This is a genomic window from Leptolyngbya sp. CALU 1928 (assembly GCF_056784215.1).
In genome coordinates, this window is sequence record NZ_JBXBCE010000001.1 from 2,297,123 (window position 1) to 2,310,942 (window position 13,820).

The 13,820-nt window shown below is 48.8% G+C and carries 15 protein-coding genes; 7 read left to right on the plus strand and 8 right to left on the minus strand.

Annotation, left to right across the window (positions count from 1 at the left end):
• Positions 1 to 112: 112 nt before the first annotated feature.
• Positions 113 to 814, plus strand: a complete 702-nt coding sequence (locus AC1S5B_RS10660) for an FHA domain-containing protein (RefSeq protein ID WP_482035655.1) — start codon at positions 113 to 115, stop codon at positions 812 to 814.
• A 68-nt stretch (positions 815 to 882) separates the two neighbouring features.
• Here AC1S5B_RS10660 and AC1S5B_RS10665 read toward each other — a convergent pair whose 3' ends face one another.
• The 8 genes from AC1S5B_RS10665 to AC1S5B_RS10700 all read right to left on the minus strand — a co-directional run bounded on the left by AC1S5B_RS10665 (position 883) and on the right by AC1S5B_RS10700 (position 8,768).
• The gene (locus tag AC1S5B_RS10665) at positions 883 to 1,731 is read right to left on the minus strand and encodes a Tab2 family RNA-binding protein (protein ID WP_482035656.1); all 849 of its coding nucleotides are present in this window, start codon (positions 1,729 to 1,731) and stop codon (positions 883 to 885) included.
• A gap of 177 nt (positions 1,732 to 1,908) precedes the next feature.
• Positions 1,909 to 2,106 (minus strand): hypothetical protein, encoded by a 198-nt coding sequence (locus tag AC1S5B_RS10670; protein ID WP_482035657.1) that lies wholly within the window; start codon positions 2,104 to 2,106, stop codon positions 1,909 to 1,911.
• A gap of 188 nt (positions 2,107 to 2,294) precedes the next feature.
• Positions 2,295 to 3,971, minus strand: coding sequence for a B12-binding domain-containing radical SAM protein (locus AC1S5B_RS10675; protein ID WP_482035658.1), 1,677 nt, complete (start codon positions 3,969 to 3,971; stop codon positions 2,295 to 2,297).
• A gap of 122 nt (positions 3,972 to 4,093) precedes the next feature.
• Positions 4,094 to 4,417, minus strand: a complete 324-nt coding sequence (locus tag AC1S5B_RS10680; RefSeq protein WP_482035659.1) for a YnfA family protein — start codon at positions 4,415 to 4,417, stop codon at positions 4,094 to 4,096.
• Between the two features lie 117 nt (positions 4,418 to 4,534).
• Positions 4,535 to 5,131, minus strand: coding sequence for a gamma-glutamylcyclotransferase (locus AC1S5B_RS10685; RefSeq protein WP_482035660.1), 597 nt, complete (start codon positions 5,129 to 5,131; stop codon positions 4,535 to 4,537).
• 211 nt (positions 5,132 to 5,342) lie between these two features.
• Complete coding sequence (gene glnT / locus AC1S5B_RS10690; protein ID WP_482035661.1) at positions 5,343 to 6,650, minus strand: type III glutamate--ammonia ligase; 1,308 nt, start codon at positions 6,648 to 6,650, stop codon at positions 5,343 to 5,345.
• Between the two features lie 124 nt (positions 6,651 to 6,774).
• A complete protein-coding gene (locus tag AC1S5B_RS10695; RefSeq protein ID WP_482035662.1) occupies positions 6,775 to 7,785 on the minus strand; it encodes an alpha/beta fold hydrolase in 1,011 nt (336 codons plus the stop codon).
• Positions 7,782 to 8,768, minus strand: a complete 987-nt coding sequence (locus AC1S5B_RS10700; protein WP_482035663.1) for a fatty acid desaturase family protein — start codon at positions 8,766 to 8,768, stop codon at positions 7,782 to 7,784. Before AC1S5B_RS10700 ends, AC1S5B_RS10695 begins: the two co-directional genes overlap by 4 nt.
• Positions 8,769 to 8,966: 198 nt before the next feature.
• Here AC1S5B_RS10700 and AC1S5B_RS10705 point away from each other — a divergent pair, with 198 nt between their 5' ends.
• The 6 genes from AC1S5B_RS10705 (at position 8,967) to AC1S5B_RS10730 (ending at position 13,788) form a co-directional block, all read left to right on the plus strand.
• The gene (locus AC1S5B_RS10705; protein WP_482035664.1) at positions 8,967 to 9,896 is read left to right on the plus strand and encodes a glycosyltransferase family 2 protein; all 930 of its coding nucleotides are present in this window, start codon (positions 8,967 to 8,969) and stop codon (positions 9,894 to 9,896) included.
• A 190-nt stretch (positions 9,897 to 10,086) separates the two neighbouring features.
• Positions 10,087 to 10,728 carry a hypothetical protein gene (locus tag AC1S5B_RS10710; protein WP_482035665.1) on the plus strand — a complete coding sequence of 214 codons (642 nt, stop codon included), beginning with the start codon at positions 10,087 to 10,089 and terminating at the stop codon, positions 10,726 to 10,728.
• A 20-nt stretch (positions 10,729 to 10,748) separates the two neighbouring features.
• Complete coding sequence (gene rnc, locus AC1S5B_RS10715) at positions 10,749 to 11,474, plus strand: ribonuclease III (protein WP_482035666.1); 726 nt, start codon at positions 10,749 to 10,751, stop codon at positions 11,472 to 11,474.
• Between the two features lie 3 nt (positions 11,475 to 11,477).
• Positions 11,478 to 12,167, plus strand: a complete 690-nt coding sequence (locus AC1S5B_RS10720; RefSeq protein ID WP_482035667.1) for a RibD family protein — start codon at positions 11,478 to 11,480, stop codon at positions 12,165 to 12,167.
• Between the two features lie 95 nt (positions 12,168 to 12,262).
• Positions 12,263 to 13,516 carry a GNAT family N-acetyltransferase gene (locus AC1S5B_RS10725; protein ID WP_482035668.1) on the plus strand — a complete coding sequence of 418 codons (1,254 nt, stop codon included), beginning with the start codon at positions 12,263 to 12,265 and terminating at the stop codon, positions 13,514 to 13,516.
• Positions 13,517 to 13,590: 74 nt separating this feature from the next.
• On the plus strand, positions 13,591 to 13,788 hold the full coding sequence (locus tag AC1S5B_RS10730; RefSeq protein WP_482035669.1) for a hypothetical protein: 198 nt from the start codon (positions 13,591 to 13,593) through the stop codon (positions 13,786 to 13,788).
• Positions 13,789 to 13,820: the final 32 nt, after the last annotated feature.

Consider the following 13,820-nt stretch of genomic DNA (forward strand, 5'->3'; position numbering starts at 1 on the left):
TATATAATTTGCTCCATGCTAAGGATTATTGAGCCATCTTCATCAATCAATGCTGGTCAAAATGCCAAGCAATCTTACTAAAAGCAACTGTGTCATGTCTGGGGAATACGGAATGAGTTCTGAGCCACATTTAAATGAAAGTCTTATTCACGGGACATCTGAGCGATCGATAGCCGAAGCTTCCCAAAGTGTTCTCCCAAAAACTTTTGAGGCTGGTTCTTTACCTAAAGGAATCGACGGGGAAGGGGAAGATCTGGCATTTGCAAAAGCTCAAACATTGATGATTGACTTGGAGCAAACTCCTGTCAATTCAAGTTCTGAAGGCTTGAGCGTGCCTAGTGAGGTGCCTTTAAAGCATTATGTTCAGGGAGTTGTTCAAGGACAGCAGTCTTATATAATCACTAACTTGCTGGGTGGCTCACTAACCCTGTTTCAGCCTCAGATGGTGTGGACGGTGGGGCGCAATCGGGGCGCTGCGTTGCCCTTGCGCGATCGCCTATTATCTCGTCGTCACGCCGTCATTATGTTTGTGTTGCAAGAAGGGTTTAACCTAGTTGATCTCAACAGCATGAACGGCTCATTTTTAAATGGCAATCGCATTCAACAGCGGCAATTGCTCAAAGATGGCGATCGCATTCGGTTGGGCAGTTTTGAATTCAACTTTTTTATTAGCCAAACTAGCCGGACTATCGAACCCATTCATCCTGAAGTCCTTGCTCGCTTCACGAGTTCAAAATCTTGCCAAGAAGGATTTATGGACTATTCTGCTTTAGAAGAACCAGAAATCTTGTTTAGAGAATTACCAAAAGTATGAAGGGCGAGGGGCGAGAGGTGAACTCAAAACTCAAAATATCTTCTAGGTCAACGCTGCGCCAACAAAACTCAGTCTTCCACGTCTTGTTTTAGCAACCAAAACGCAGTGTAGGTCATTCCTGCATCATCGGGTTGAATCAGCAAAAAATGAAGTCCTTTGCCTAGTTGCTTCCTCACTTCGTAGGTTTGGGCTGCGATCTCCATTTCTGGATCATCAAAGGTGGCGATTACCCAGCGATCGACTAACCCTGCTTCTAAAATTAAGCCATCCGGTGCGCCGGGTACATAGCTCAACGACACGGGATCAATCTTTTCTAACCACCGGGCTAACTGCATAGAACGCCGTCCTCCATCGATGACCACCCCTGAAATTAACACAGTAGATGCCAACCCCAAATTTAGCGGCAAAAACTCTTGGGTCATGTTGAGAATAGGGATCAGGCGATCTGAAAAAGCGGTGATCAAGTCACCAGCGGGTAAGGAAGCAAACCGCCACTGAATCCCCAAGAGGTTTTCAGAAATGGGCATAGGCGGGGGCTTGTCTAGCGTGACTGGCTGATAGGGCTGCCCTGTGTAGTTAGGCAAGGTTGGATAAACCAGCGATCTCGCTTTTAGCCAGCGTTTTAAGGTTGGAGTATGGCGTGTGGGTTCTAGCTTAATTCCTAAAGACTGAACGGCAATTTCCAGTAAGGAAAAAGTTTGGGGACGAAAAACACAAATTTTTTCTGGGCTAGGGTTCCCTTCTGCTAAAAGCTGCTGTAGTTGTTGTTTTAGCCAGTCTGCTGTGGCTTCTGATTGAGCGCAAAAAGCTAGATGCTGAAGGGTGCCTTCGCGATCGCAAATGAGCAACTCCCACACTGGACTTCCCGCCTCATCTTGAAGCGGGCGGCGATAAAAATCAATTTCCCAAACAGACATATGACAATCAAAAATATGGATCTGGCGCTTGAACGATGTAAAACGCGCTTACTACGACAAGAATAAAGCTCCTGTCAAACATTTGAACAGGAGCTTTTTTAAATACATAAGCTTTGAGACAAGGACTTTTTCAAGGCGGAAAAAGGTCGCAAGCTCAAGATAGTGGGTTTTCAGCAGTTAGTAGGCTAAGGTCTCTAACGTTTCCCGCAGATAGCGGCGAACCAAAGTATCTAGTCCTAGGCTACTCAACTGACTGTCAGCATTGCGTTCTAGCTGCCAACGCTGAAACCCAGAGCTAGAGGAAATTGCTTGCTTCAAGCTTTTCCAAACCTCAGAATCCTCTGGCAAATTGAGCAAGTCTGGAGAGTTTTTCATAGTGGAGAGAGGGTCAAATAAGGGTGAGGAGTCGGAACTTTCCATAAAGACCTTTGGAAGTCGGGGTTAGGGGGTATCAAATATTTACTCTAGACGATATGAGACCATTCCTACTTAGTATGTAAGAATAACCTACTCGTTTCAGCAAAAGATGTGTGTTGTAACACCATTTTAGAAAAGCAGAAGTATCACAGACGTGTTTTCAACAATTCCTTTGCAGGTGTTGATTCGTTACAGGGGTTAGCCTCGAACTGACCCGTCAGCGCTTGCGCGATCGCCCAGTGTTTTTGCAATGTTGCTTGGGGCAACGGACCTTGTAAATGGTGCCAGGGAAGCACTTGATTAAGCTGCCAATTTTCATGCACGTAGTATTCCATCGGGGGTAACGTGCCGCGCAGTTCCTTGAATGCTCGGCGATAGCTACCCAAGGAATCGCCATAGTGCCGGGTGAGTTCTAACAGATAAGAGAGACGGCGATCGCCCCGCGACAGTAGCGCTTGAATGACTGACCAGTTATAACTTTCAGGGCGGAAGTCAATGCCTTGCGATCTCAACTGTTTTTGCAAAAATTGCAGCCGTTTTTCTGCCTGTCGATCCACGCCACACCATTGAAACGGCGTGTGGGCTTTGGGTACAAAAGTACTGCAACCGAAGGTTAACCGTAATCCGGGAGCCGCTTTTTTGATCCTCTTCATCATTTCAACGGTTTGCTCTAAGTCTGCCATTTCCTCACCGGGAATGCCTGCCATGCCGTAGAGCTTCAGGCTGCTGAGTCCGCCTGCTTTTGCATTGATTGCCGCTTGAATAATTTCGTCATTGGTCAGTTTTTTATTGACGATTTGACGGACTCGCTCGGAACCACTTTCGACCGCGATCGTCACCGAGCGACTGTCATGTTTAACTAAGGTTTGCGCCAGTTTTGCCGTAACCGTATTGGTGCGAACCGAGGAAAAGCTGATGCGAACGTGGTCATACTCTGGACGGTTCAAATAATCCAGCAGTGTTTCAAACTCAGGATGTTGGGTGATGGAAGCGCCTAGCAGACCGAGGCGATCGGTAACTTGCAAGCCACGAGCGATCGCCGGAATCAGCGACTCTTCTAAACTTGCGACCCGAAATGGCAGAGTTAAATAGCTAGCAAGGCAAAAGCGGCACATCTCTGGGCAACTCCGCACCACTTCCACCATAAAGATATTTTCCCAGGCGGCTTTCTCGGTGACTACGGTGGAGGCAGAGAGGGTATTGCCGCGATAGGTTTGCTTGGCAATTTGGGCAGGAATATTGGCATCGATCGAGGCGATCGCTTGTATCCAGCCATTTTTCCCGGCATAGGTCGCTTCGTATAGGCTGGGAATATAAATACCCGGAACTTGAGCCAAGTGGCGCAGTTGAGTGGCGCGATCGCAAGTTCTTACCGTTTGATAGGCTTCAATAAATTCCCCCAGCAGCAGTTCCCCATCACCCAGTAAAATCACATCAAAAAAATCTGCATAGGGTTCTGGATTAGCCGTTAACACTGGACCGCCACCAAACACGAGGGGATGGGTATCGTCCCGATTTGTCGCCCGAACTGGGATTTGTAATGATTCCAGCAAGTTCAACACATTCACATAATCCAGTTCCCAGGAAAGGGAAAAACCCAACAGTTCCGGTTGAGACGGCAACGGTTCCTGCGCGTCTGTAAATAGGCGGCTAACTTGCACATCAGCCCGTGTTGCCAGGGTTGCCCACACCACCTGATAACCCAAACTGGTAATGCCAACACTGTACTCATTTGGAAACGCAAAAATGATGGGAATTGCGTCAGCCGTGGAGGGCGTGGGATCAAACAGCAAACGTTCGGCAGCAAAGGGCGATGCAGACATGAAATCCTTGGAATCAACCTTATTCAAGGTAACACTTATGGTTCTGAGGTTGATTTTTGCAGGTTGGCGATCGCTCAATTTATCCCAGCAGGCGCTCTAACTGTATTTTGACCCTTTGAATTCTAAGATCGGGGTGCGTACATGATCACCAACACGCCTAGAAGTGCAATCCAGCCTCCCAGTAGATCGTATTTATCGGGAGCGATGCGATCGACTATCCAGCCCCAAAGGATTGCCAGCACGATGAAGATGCCACTATAAGCCGCATAGATGCGCCCAAAGTTTGCGGGTTGCAACGTGGGCAAGATGGCATATATTGTCAGCACCACTACACCAATCACGCCTAACCAAGCGCTTTTTCCTTCACGCAGCCACAGCCAAAATAGGTAGCCACCGCAAAGTTCAAACAGCCCAGTCACTACAAACAAAAACAAAGATCGGAGCATTACTTTTAACCATTCCTTTAATCGCAGCGCCCAAAATGGTTCGCTTCACTTGTGCAACTCTAAGCCGCTCGGCTAACTAGAAAACTAAACAAGATCCCATCGTTGAGCGTCCTATTTTTATCGGTTTTCACAAGAAATTGAGCGCCCATGAGTAGAGCGTAAACCATAGGGCGATCGCGGGAAACTTTGTTTCTGTAGGGTGTGCATGTGGTGAAATAAGTTCCAGCAATAGTGTTCTGGCAAACCGCAGGTGATGGCACCCCGCATGACCACACTAAAATACCAATCGTTTGGAGCCAACTCTTCTGCCAGCTTATCCACCACCACGTAAGTCCGCACACTCGCATAAACTTGCTGGGCGCAATCGACTGTCACCATTTCACGACGATAGCCACACCGGGGGACTTCCTCCCGCTCATCCAAAAAATCGCTCAACCGCTCCGGTAGGTAGTACAGCACCCCTTCCACGATTGAACCAGGTGCTTGAACCACATCTAGGGTGCCGCAGTTCCGTTTGGGCGATCGCCGATAGAAACCGAGGCGATGGTCTTTAAGGGTTGCAGGTCCAATCACACAGGAGTAGACCGATTCCCCCAGCGATCGCTGCAAATCCACCGGGCACATACAAGACCCATAGGCGAAGTAATAAAATGCTGGCTCCGAGTCCGAGGGGGAAAGTAGAGACTCATGCGGATTGTTGAAATATTGGCTCATCGCACGTTTGGAATAAGATGGCGTTTAAAAATGAAAAAGATGTCGATAAACAAAATGATTCTAGGAGAAAAGGGCGATCGCATTTGACAGCTACAAAAGATAACGTAGCAGCCCTTCCTTATTCAAGAGTGAACTGTAGAGTTAGCGATTTCATGCGCCATCAAGCTTTGGTACGGTAGTTCTAAGTTCTTCATTCAAAATGGAGCAAGGTCTAGCAGTCTAGGGTAGTTTCTAGTTCCCAGGGGCTAATGTGGGTGCTGTACTCGTTCCATTCCTGATGCTTGAGTTTGGTGTAAGCCGACACGAGGGCAGACCCTAAAATCGGAGTAAGGACAGTATCTGCTTCTAGACAGCGCAAGGCATCCAGCAGATTTGCAGGTAGGCGTTTGACGGTTCCGGCTGGCAGCGGATCGGTGTAGGCGTTGTTGTCGTGGCGATCGCCCGGATCGCGTTGATGCTCCATGCCATCTAAGCCGCTGGCAATTAGGGCAGCAGGCAGCAGGTAAGGATTCGCGGCACCATCCGCCAAGCGAAACTCAAACCGTCCGGGTTCTGGAATGCGGATAGAGTGAGTGCGATTATTGCCGCTGTAGCTGATGGTATTAGGCGACCAGGTAGCACCGGAAGCTGTGACGGGGGCATTAATCCGCTTGTAGGAATTGACCGTGGGATTGGTGAAGGCGCAAAGGGCAGCGGCAGAGTGCAATACGCCGCCGATAAATTGATATGCCAGGGGTGCCAGTCCGAGTTTGCCCTTGGGGTCATCAAACAGGTTGGTGTTGCCTGCGGTATCCCAAACGGACAGATGAGTATGACAGCCATTGCCCGTCAGGTGGAGGAACGGTTTGGGCATGAAGGTGGCGCGCAGTCCATGTTTTTCAGCGATCGCCTTAACCATGTACTTAAAGAAAGCGTGGCGATCGGCAGTCAGCAGCGCATCGGCATACATCCAATTCATTTCAAACTGACCGTTGGCATCTTCATGATCGTTCTGATAGGCACCCCAGCCCAGTTTCAACATGGCATCACAGATTTCTGCAATCACTTCAAAGCGGCGCATGAGAGCCTGTTGGTCATAACAAGGCTTGCTGGCGCGATCGCGTCCATCCGAAATCTGTTCGCCATCCGCCGCCAGCAGAAAATATTCACACTCCACCCCCGTTTTCATCCGATAGCCGAGTGCTGCCGCCTTGCCCACCACCTGCTTTAGCACCCATCGCGGCGTTTGCTCCACAGGCTGCCCATTCATATATAAATCGGCTGCCATCCATGCAACATCCGGCTGCCAGGGTAATTGAATCAGGCTGTCGCGATCGGGAATCGCCAAAATATCCGGGTCAGCCGGAGTCATATCCAACCACGCCGCAAACCCCGCAAACCCTGCTCCATTCACCGCCATTGCATCGATCGCCTGTGCTGGAACGAGCTTTGATCGCTGCACCCCAAACAGGTCAGTGAAAGAAATCAGGAAATACCGAACCCCATTTTCACGGGCAAATTCAGATAACAGTGTAGTCATATCAGTTTTTATTAAGGAACCAGATTCGTAGGGGTTTAGCATTCGGCAAATGACTCTAGTTTAGTTTTAAGGTTTTTGCCCGAATGCTAAACCCTTACACCAGATTTCGTAAAGACAGAGTTTTCTACAGATCCAACAGTTCCCGAATTGCCGTTTGGATAAACACTTCATCCGCCGGATTTTGATAGGGATTCCCTGCCCGATGTCCCCAAATGGAAGGAATCGGGCAGTAGGTTGCCTGAGGAATCAAAGCCGCCTCAGCCGCACAATCTTCTGGCGTAAAGTATAAATCTGTTGCGGAGGGCATGACCAAAGTTTTAGCTGAAATTGATCGCAAAGCGTGAGCGTAATCCATTTGACCGTTTAGATTATTGCCCACATCACACCGCAACCAAGTATCCAGCATGGCAATTAAATTACGCGGATCGCGTTGCCGATAGCTCGTTTCCCAGGCTCGCAGCAAGTAATCTTCCAGCGACTCATAGCCCAGTTGATAATACAGTCCTTCTCGATAAAAAGCTTGGGATGCAGCCCAACTGGCATAAATCCGGGAAAAGGTGCGAAAGCCGCGATCGGGCATCCCGTCAAAGCCCGTACCATTCCAGGTGGGATCTGCGGTCAAGGACAATCGCAAACTTTCTAAAAAAATCCGATTGTGATCCGTCGTTCGCGCTGTGCCGCAGAGTGCCGCAATCCGTGACACGCGATCGCCATACATTACGCCCCAGTGATACGCCTGCTGCGCCCCCATCGACCAGCCATACACCAGCGCCAACTGTTCAACGCCAAAGACTTCTCGCAAAAGCTGTGACTGAGCGCGCACATTATCAACCTGGGTAAACCAAAACCCTTGTTCGGCTAAGCCACAGTCGGTGGAGTTACTCGGCGAACTAGACAGCCCGTTACCGAACATATTCGGGATGATGATAAACCAGCGCGTGGGGTCAAGAATGCCATTGGGACGGATCAACCAGTCGATGTCGCTGTGCTGGGCACCATAGGACGTGGGATAGAGAATGACATTTTGGCGATCGCCTGCCAACTCGCCATAGGTTTGATAAACCAACTCTGCTTGGGGTAATACTGTGCCGCACTGAAGCGCAAAATCTTTGAGAACAAAGCGACCAACGCTCATGAAGGCGAACCCATTTGAGCGCTCAGGTTTGCAATAATATCGCGGTTGACTTTCACATAGCCCTGATCCACTTGCGTGAAATGAGACTGCAAAATTTCATGGGCAGCAGGCAACGCATGGAACGGAATGGAAGCAACCAAATGATGCTCGGCATGAAATGACATGTTCCACATCAGCCAGCGCACTGGGGCGATCGTCAATGTGGTGCGGGTGTTGGTGAGGGAATTATCGTCAAGGGTGCAGCCCGTATGTTCAGCCAGCAAAAATCCCCGTAAAAGCGGCTGTCCAATCGCTAAGGGAATGAGCCAATAGGTCAAAAACCAGGGCTGTTGATAGCCGATGGATAGGGCGATCGCGATTCCATACACCAGCAGTTGCAGCCGAGTTGAACGAATTACCTCAGACCGGGCGCTATCGGGAATATAAGGACAGCCTTCTAGATTGCCGAGCGCAATTCTCATATGTCCGCGTACTTTGCCAATCCACCAGTTACAGCCACTCATGGCGACTAGATATTCGGTCAAGGTTTGCGGCTTGCGATCGCTCAGTTCGGGGTCTTTCCCAGGAATTTGCGTATAGCGATGATGCCACTTGTGATAACGACGATAAAACGCACTGTTATAAAACGACAGCAGCCCCGCAAACCAGGCAACCCCATCATTGAGGCGATTGTTGGCAAATGCGGTGCGGTGGCAGCATTCGTGCATGGGCGCAAACATTGCCGCCAAGGTAACCCCGTAGAGAATTAAAGCAGGCAGGGCAATGAATAAGCTATCGCCCTGAGTTGTCCATAGATAGCCACTTATTCCCATAACAATCAGATGTCCTGCTAGTTGCAATCCGCCTTTAATATTAGACCGGACATTCAACGCGTTGAGCGCTTGAGCAGACAGCAGTTGATTGGGCTTGATGGCGATCGCAGGAGATGAATTAGACGCTTCAGAAAAGGGTTCTGGCTGAGTAACTGCTGGCTGAGTCAACATCTCGGTAGGTATGGATAAATAAATCTAAAGTCATATTGGCAGATTGATTCATATAGGTCAACAAAGTTTCTCCAAAGCTGTCACCTCACGCACATTTGTTCGCATATTGGTGAAGAATATCGAATAATAGGGAAAAAATAATGAGTCGGTTTAGTCTTTGATTGCCACTCTACAAATTACAAACCGGGCATCTAGCCAATGAAGATTAGTGTAATCCTGCCGTGTTTTAATGGTGCTGACACGATCGCAGTTCAATTAGACGCGCTGACCCGTCAAGCTTGGGCAGGTGAGTGGGAGGTGGTTGTAGTCAACAATGGTTCAACGGATCATTCTATGGACATTGTGGAGCGCTATCGCGATCGCCTGCCCAATCTCCGGATCATCAATGCCCATCAGTTAGGGGAACCGAGACGAGGCGTGGCTTATTCCTATACGGTGGGCTTTCAGGCAGCAACCGGGGATGCTTTCTTGCTGTGTGAAGCGGATGATCAAGTCGGCGAGGGATGGCTATTGGCATTAGGAACGGCACTCCAAACGCACCCGTTTGTTGCGGCGGCGATCGAGTACACCAAACTCAACCCCGACTGGTTGCTTGGAGAAAGCTGGCAGCAGCAATCTGCCCAAGTTGGGCTGTCTACTATTTCTCCGCCGCTCTATCTGCCCTATGCCAGTGGATGCAGTTTGGGCTTACGGCGATCAGTCTATGAGGCGATCGGCAACCCCGATGAAGACTGCACTGCTAGTTGGGATACTGATTACTGCTGGCGCGCAAATTTAGCTGGAATTCCGCTCCAGTTTGTGCCCAATGCTACGGTTCACTATCGATTGCGTACTGAACTGCGCGATCGATACCGTCAAGGCAAAAAATGGGGCGGGGCACATGTTGTTTTATATAAAAAGTATGGTTCAGATCTGACCCGGCTTAGAGTCGTTAAACACTACGGGCGAAGCGTATTTAAACTACTCAAACACCTTCTAAGCCTGTTTCCTAATCTTATGAGCCGCCAAGGGTTTGCCCAGTGGATTTGGGTTTTGGGCTGGTGTATGGGTGATTTGCAAGGTGGGCACTATTTATGGAAAACCTTGTCTGAGACGGATTGCCCGGTTCAAAAATCTGTTTTGCTCTAGTTATCTCTCTGCCAGATACATAGGGGCTTGTGATCACGCATTTTTTTGAAAACCTGTTTGAAATGTGTAGATTCTACAAAGTTCTGTAAGGAAGTGAGTTTGGCTCCATGGGCATGTTTAGGATGAGGACAAGGAGTAGAAGTATGTTTCTATTCGGTTCTTGCACTCTGCAATATTGCAGTATAACTACGTGGATAGCAGTATTTCTCAGCACGGCGCTTCTACTGTCTCAGAGTTTGCGATCCCATTCGGTCGCCTACTCGCGGTTGGAGAAACAAAACGGGGTGGTCTAATTCTCTGCAAACCCTACTATGCCGAGTTTGCGGGTCCGGGTGCCGCGATCGCTTGCCTAACAGAGCCAGACTATTCATTCATTGTTGCAATTGGCGCTCCTGACCTCATCGAAGTCACAAACCCTCGCGATCGCCAACGGGCTTACAGTCGCAGAATCCAGTGGGTTCGCTGGCTCCAGAAAATTGTGGGTCATGCTGATCCAGTTCAACGGGCAGAAAAGCTATTTTTGGGGTTTGAAGAATTTTTTAGCGGCGAAGTGGTGTCCCAAATTCCTGATGAAATATTGGCATTACTCGTCGGTGTGTTGCCACAAACCATTGCAGCCGTGCGATCGCAAAATCGCTATTTTGGGTTGGGTGATAGCTTTAATGCTGCGAATCTAAGTAAGGCAGCCTCATCTATTGTTATTTTAGACGGACAAACCCTCCAGCCGATTGACGTTTGTCCTTCTGCTGAACAGGGGCAGTCAACCCGTTTAGGCACCCTAACAGAGTTCAGCAGGCTCCCTCAGAGTGCTAGGTTTCCTCAGAGTGCCTAGAGAACTGCTAGGCTAATAGCATGGTCATTCAGTATCCCCCCCGCCAAAAAGACTTGGAAACCCTAGTGAAAAAACTAGGATTGTCAACTACGGCACCTATCGATTGGCATCTGCTGGATTTAGCCTTAACCCATCCCACAATCTCAGCGATCGCCAACTATGAGCAGCTAGAGTTTGTTGGAGATGCCGTGATTCGCCTAGCGGTGGCTGAGTTTTTGCTCGAAAGTTATTCAAAACTGCCCGTGGGCGAGTTTGCAGCAGTTCGTTCTATTTTGGTCAGCGATCGCGTTTTAGCTCGACTGGCGGCTGGTTATGGGCTATCTCGCTATCTGTTAGTGACGAATAGTGCCCATAACGATAAATTAGGTGAAGAATCGCGGCTAGCAGAATCGTTTGAAGCTGTTTTGGGTGCCTTGTATCTCAGCACACATAATTTTTCGCTGATTCGACCCTGGCTGGATGGTCAGTTAATTCCGTTGATCGACGAAGTTCGCACCGATCCTGCTCTGCAAAACTATAAGGCGGCGCTGCAAGAGTGGACTCAAGCGCACTACAAATTACTACCGACTTATCGGCTAACCGAGTCCGATATCTCCACCTTGCCTCACTCGTTTACGACAGAAGTTTGGCTGCAAGATCAGTGTCTTGGCAAAGGAAGCGGTCGATCGATTAAAGCTGCCGAGCAAGCCGCCGCCCAAGTTGCTTTTTTTGCCGTTTGTGTGCCACAAGACAGCGATCGCACCTAGCCCATGGTTGATCTGCGTCCTTTTACCACCGTAGTTGTGGCGATTAGCTTAGATGGTAAAATTGCCGACCGCCTCCATTCTCCTGCCAGATTTGGCTCTGCTGCCGACAAACATCATCTGGAAACCCAGATTTCCCAAGTGGATGCAGTGTTGTTTGGTGCAGGCACATTGCGAGCTTATGGCACAACGCTACCCATTGCACATCCTGATTTATTACAGCAGCGCCAAGCTCAAAATAAACCACCTCAGCCTGTTCATATCGTTTGTTCTGCTTCTGGCAACCTTGATCCTCATCTAGCATTTTTTCGGCAACCGATTCCCCGCTGGCTCCTAACAACCGCAATCGGTGCCCAGCAATGGACAAATCACGGGGGCTTTGAACGGATCATCGTGGCAGAATCAGGTGCAATAGATTGGGTCACAGCCTTTCAAACCTTGACAACTCTGGGCTGCGATCGCGTTGCAGCCTTAGGCGGCGGCGAACTGCTTGCTGGATTACTCACCGCAGACTGTGTTGATGAGTTGAAAATCACCGTTTGCCCACTCATTTTAGGCGGACGAACTGCTCCAACTTTAGTGGAAGGTGAAGGCTTTTTAGAAGCGATCGCCCCTCGTCTAGAGCTAATCACAGCGCAAACTATCGATCAAGAAGTATTTCTACACTACGCAATTAAAAAAGAAGAAAGTAAATAATTCAAACTCAAAACTCAAAACTCACTATTCGCCATTCCTCTTCCCCCACTTTGAGTTAGATGTATTACGCTGTATGAAGTTTAATCATGTGAGCAATGGTGGAACAGCTAAAGCCCTGCTATTCAGTGACTTGGGTTAATCGAATTGCAGACATTCCACAAGCGGATTGGGATGCTCTGGCAACGCCCCTCAAAACTCCATTCTTTGAGTGGGACTGGTTGAACAATATGGAAACCTCCGGTAGCACCACTGCCCGCACGGGCTGGTTACCCAATCACTTAACAATCTGGCGTGAATCGGCGGGTGGAGTCCATCAACGCAGTCTGATTGCAATCGCACCTCTCTATGTGAAAGGGCATAGCTACGGTGAGTTTGTGTTTGATCAGCAATGGGCAGAGTTGGCAGGGCGGCTAGGGATCGAATATTATCCCAAGCTGCTGGGGATGTCGCCGTTTACGCCAGCGGAGGGCTATCGGTTTTTGATTGCACCCGGAGAAAACGAAGAAGAGTTAACAGCGCTGATGATTAACGCGATCGATCACTTTTGCGATCGCAACAATATTTCTGGCTGCCACTTCCTGTATGCCGATCCTGAGTGGAAACAGGGAATGGAGCGCCAGGGGTTTCATACTTGGATGCATCACAGTTTCATTTGGCAAAACCAAGGCTATCAAACCTTTGAAGACTACTTAACCGGGTTTAATGCTAACCAACGACGGAACATCAAACGAGAACGCAAAGCCGTTGAAAAAGCAGGGCTAGTGCTTAAAACTTGGAACGGAGACGAGATTCCCGAATCTTTGTTCTCGCTGATGTATACCTACTATGGCGATACCTGCGACAAGTTTGGCTGGTGGGGCAGCAAATATCTGACGCAAAAGTTTTTTGAACAGCTTTATCCTAACTATGCCCATCGCGTCGTTTTTGTCGCCGCCTATCCCGAACACGATCCTCAGAATCCCGTAGGTATGTCTTTTTGCCTAACCAAAGGGACTAAACTTTACGGGCGCTATTGGGGGGCCTCCGATGATATTGACTGTCTTCACTTTGATGCGTGCTACTACACGCCCATTGAATGGGCAATTAATCATGGCATTCAAACATTTGATCCGGGAGCAGGGGGACGACACAAAAAACGACGCGGTTTTCCCGCAACGCCGAACTATAGTCTTCACCGCTTCTATCATCCCCGTCTTGCTAAAATCTTTAGCACCTATATTGGCGAGGTGAATGACATGGAACGGCAAGAAATGGAAGCAATCAATCAAGATTTACCTTTTAAGCTAGAAGCCTCATCCGATGAACTGACATCCCAAAGATTACTAGAACTGGAGAAGGAGAAGTTCTAAAGTCCCATTTAATAACCACTTAATGAGCTGATATGCATCCCACGATGTCGTCATTGGTTGATTCATCAACCGCTATGGGTTTGATCGTCTTGAATGATTTCACAGGTCTAGACCACGACCAACAGGCATTACCCAAGGATGCACAAATGGTTTTTATTGCTGCCTACAATGCCATTTTTGGAGGAACAGCGATCGCGAAGCTGCGACTCAAACTACATGGCACGCTAATCGGCATCCTAATACGTCTCAATTGCTCAAGCGCTACAAGATGAAATCAGTCTCCACTTCATCTTTTGGCGCTTGA

Coding starts and splice junctions, on each gene's coding strand:
- AC1S5B_RS10725 (WP_482035668.1), top strand. CDS start 12,263: ATGGTGGAACAGCTAAAGCCCTGCTATTCAGTGACTTGGGTTAATCGA.
- AC1S5B_RS10685 (WP_482035660.1), bottom strand. CDS start 5,131: ATGAGCCAATATTTCAACAATCCGCATGAGTCTCTACTTTCCCCCTCG.
- rnc (WP_482035666.1), top strand. CDS start 10,749: ATGGTCATTCAGTATCCCCCCCGCCAAAAAGACTTGGAAACCCTAGTG.
- AC1S5B_RS10680 (WP_482035659.1), bottom strand. CDS start 4,417: ATGCTCCGATCTTTGTTTTTGTTTGTAGTGACTGGGCTGTTTGAACTT.
- AC1S5B_RS10695 (WP_482035662.1), bottom strand. CDS start 7,785: ATGAGCGTTGGTCGCTTTGTTCTCAAAGATTTTGCGCTTCAGTGCGGC.
- AC1S5B_RS10665 (WP_482035656.1), bottom strand. CDS start 1,731: ATGTCTGTTTGGGAAATTGATTTTTATCGCCGCCCGCTTCAAGATGAG.
- AC1S5B_RS10720 (WP_482035667.1), top strand. CDS start 11,478: ATGGTTGATCTGCGTCCTTTTACCACCGTAGTTGTGGCGATTAGCTTA.
- AC1S5B_RS10675 (WP_482035658.1), bottom strand. CDS start 3,971: ATGTCTGCATCGCCCTTTGCTGCCGAACGTTTGCTGTTTGATCCCACG.
- AC1S5B_RS10660 (WP_482035655.1), top strand. CDS start 113: ATGAGTTCTGAGCCACATTTAAATGAAAGTCTTATTCACGGGACATCT.
- AC1S5B_RS10700 (WP_482035663.1), bottom strand. CDS start 8,768: ATGTTGACTCAGCCAGCAGTTACTCAGCCAGAACCCTTTTCTGAAGCG.
- AC1S5B_RS10705 (WP_482035664.1), top strand. CDS start 8,967: ATGAAGATTAGTGTAATCCTGCCGTGTTTTAATGGTGCTGACACGATC.
- AC1S5B_RS10730 (WP_482035669.1), top strand. CDS start 13,591: ATGGGTTTGATCGTCTTGAATGATTTCACAGGTCTAGACCACGACCAA.
- glnT (WP_482035661.1), bottom strand. CDS start 6,650: ATGACTACACTGTTATCTGAATTTGCCCGTGAAAATGGGGTTCGGTAT.
- AC1S5B_RS10670 (WP_482035657.1), bottom strand. CDS start 2,106: ATGAAAAACTCTCCAGACTTGCTCAATTTGCCAGAGGATTCTGAGGTT.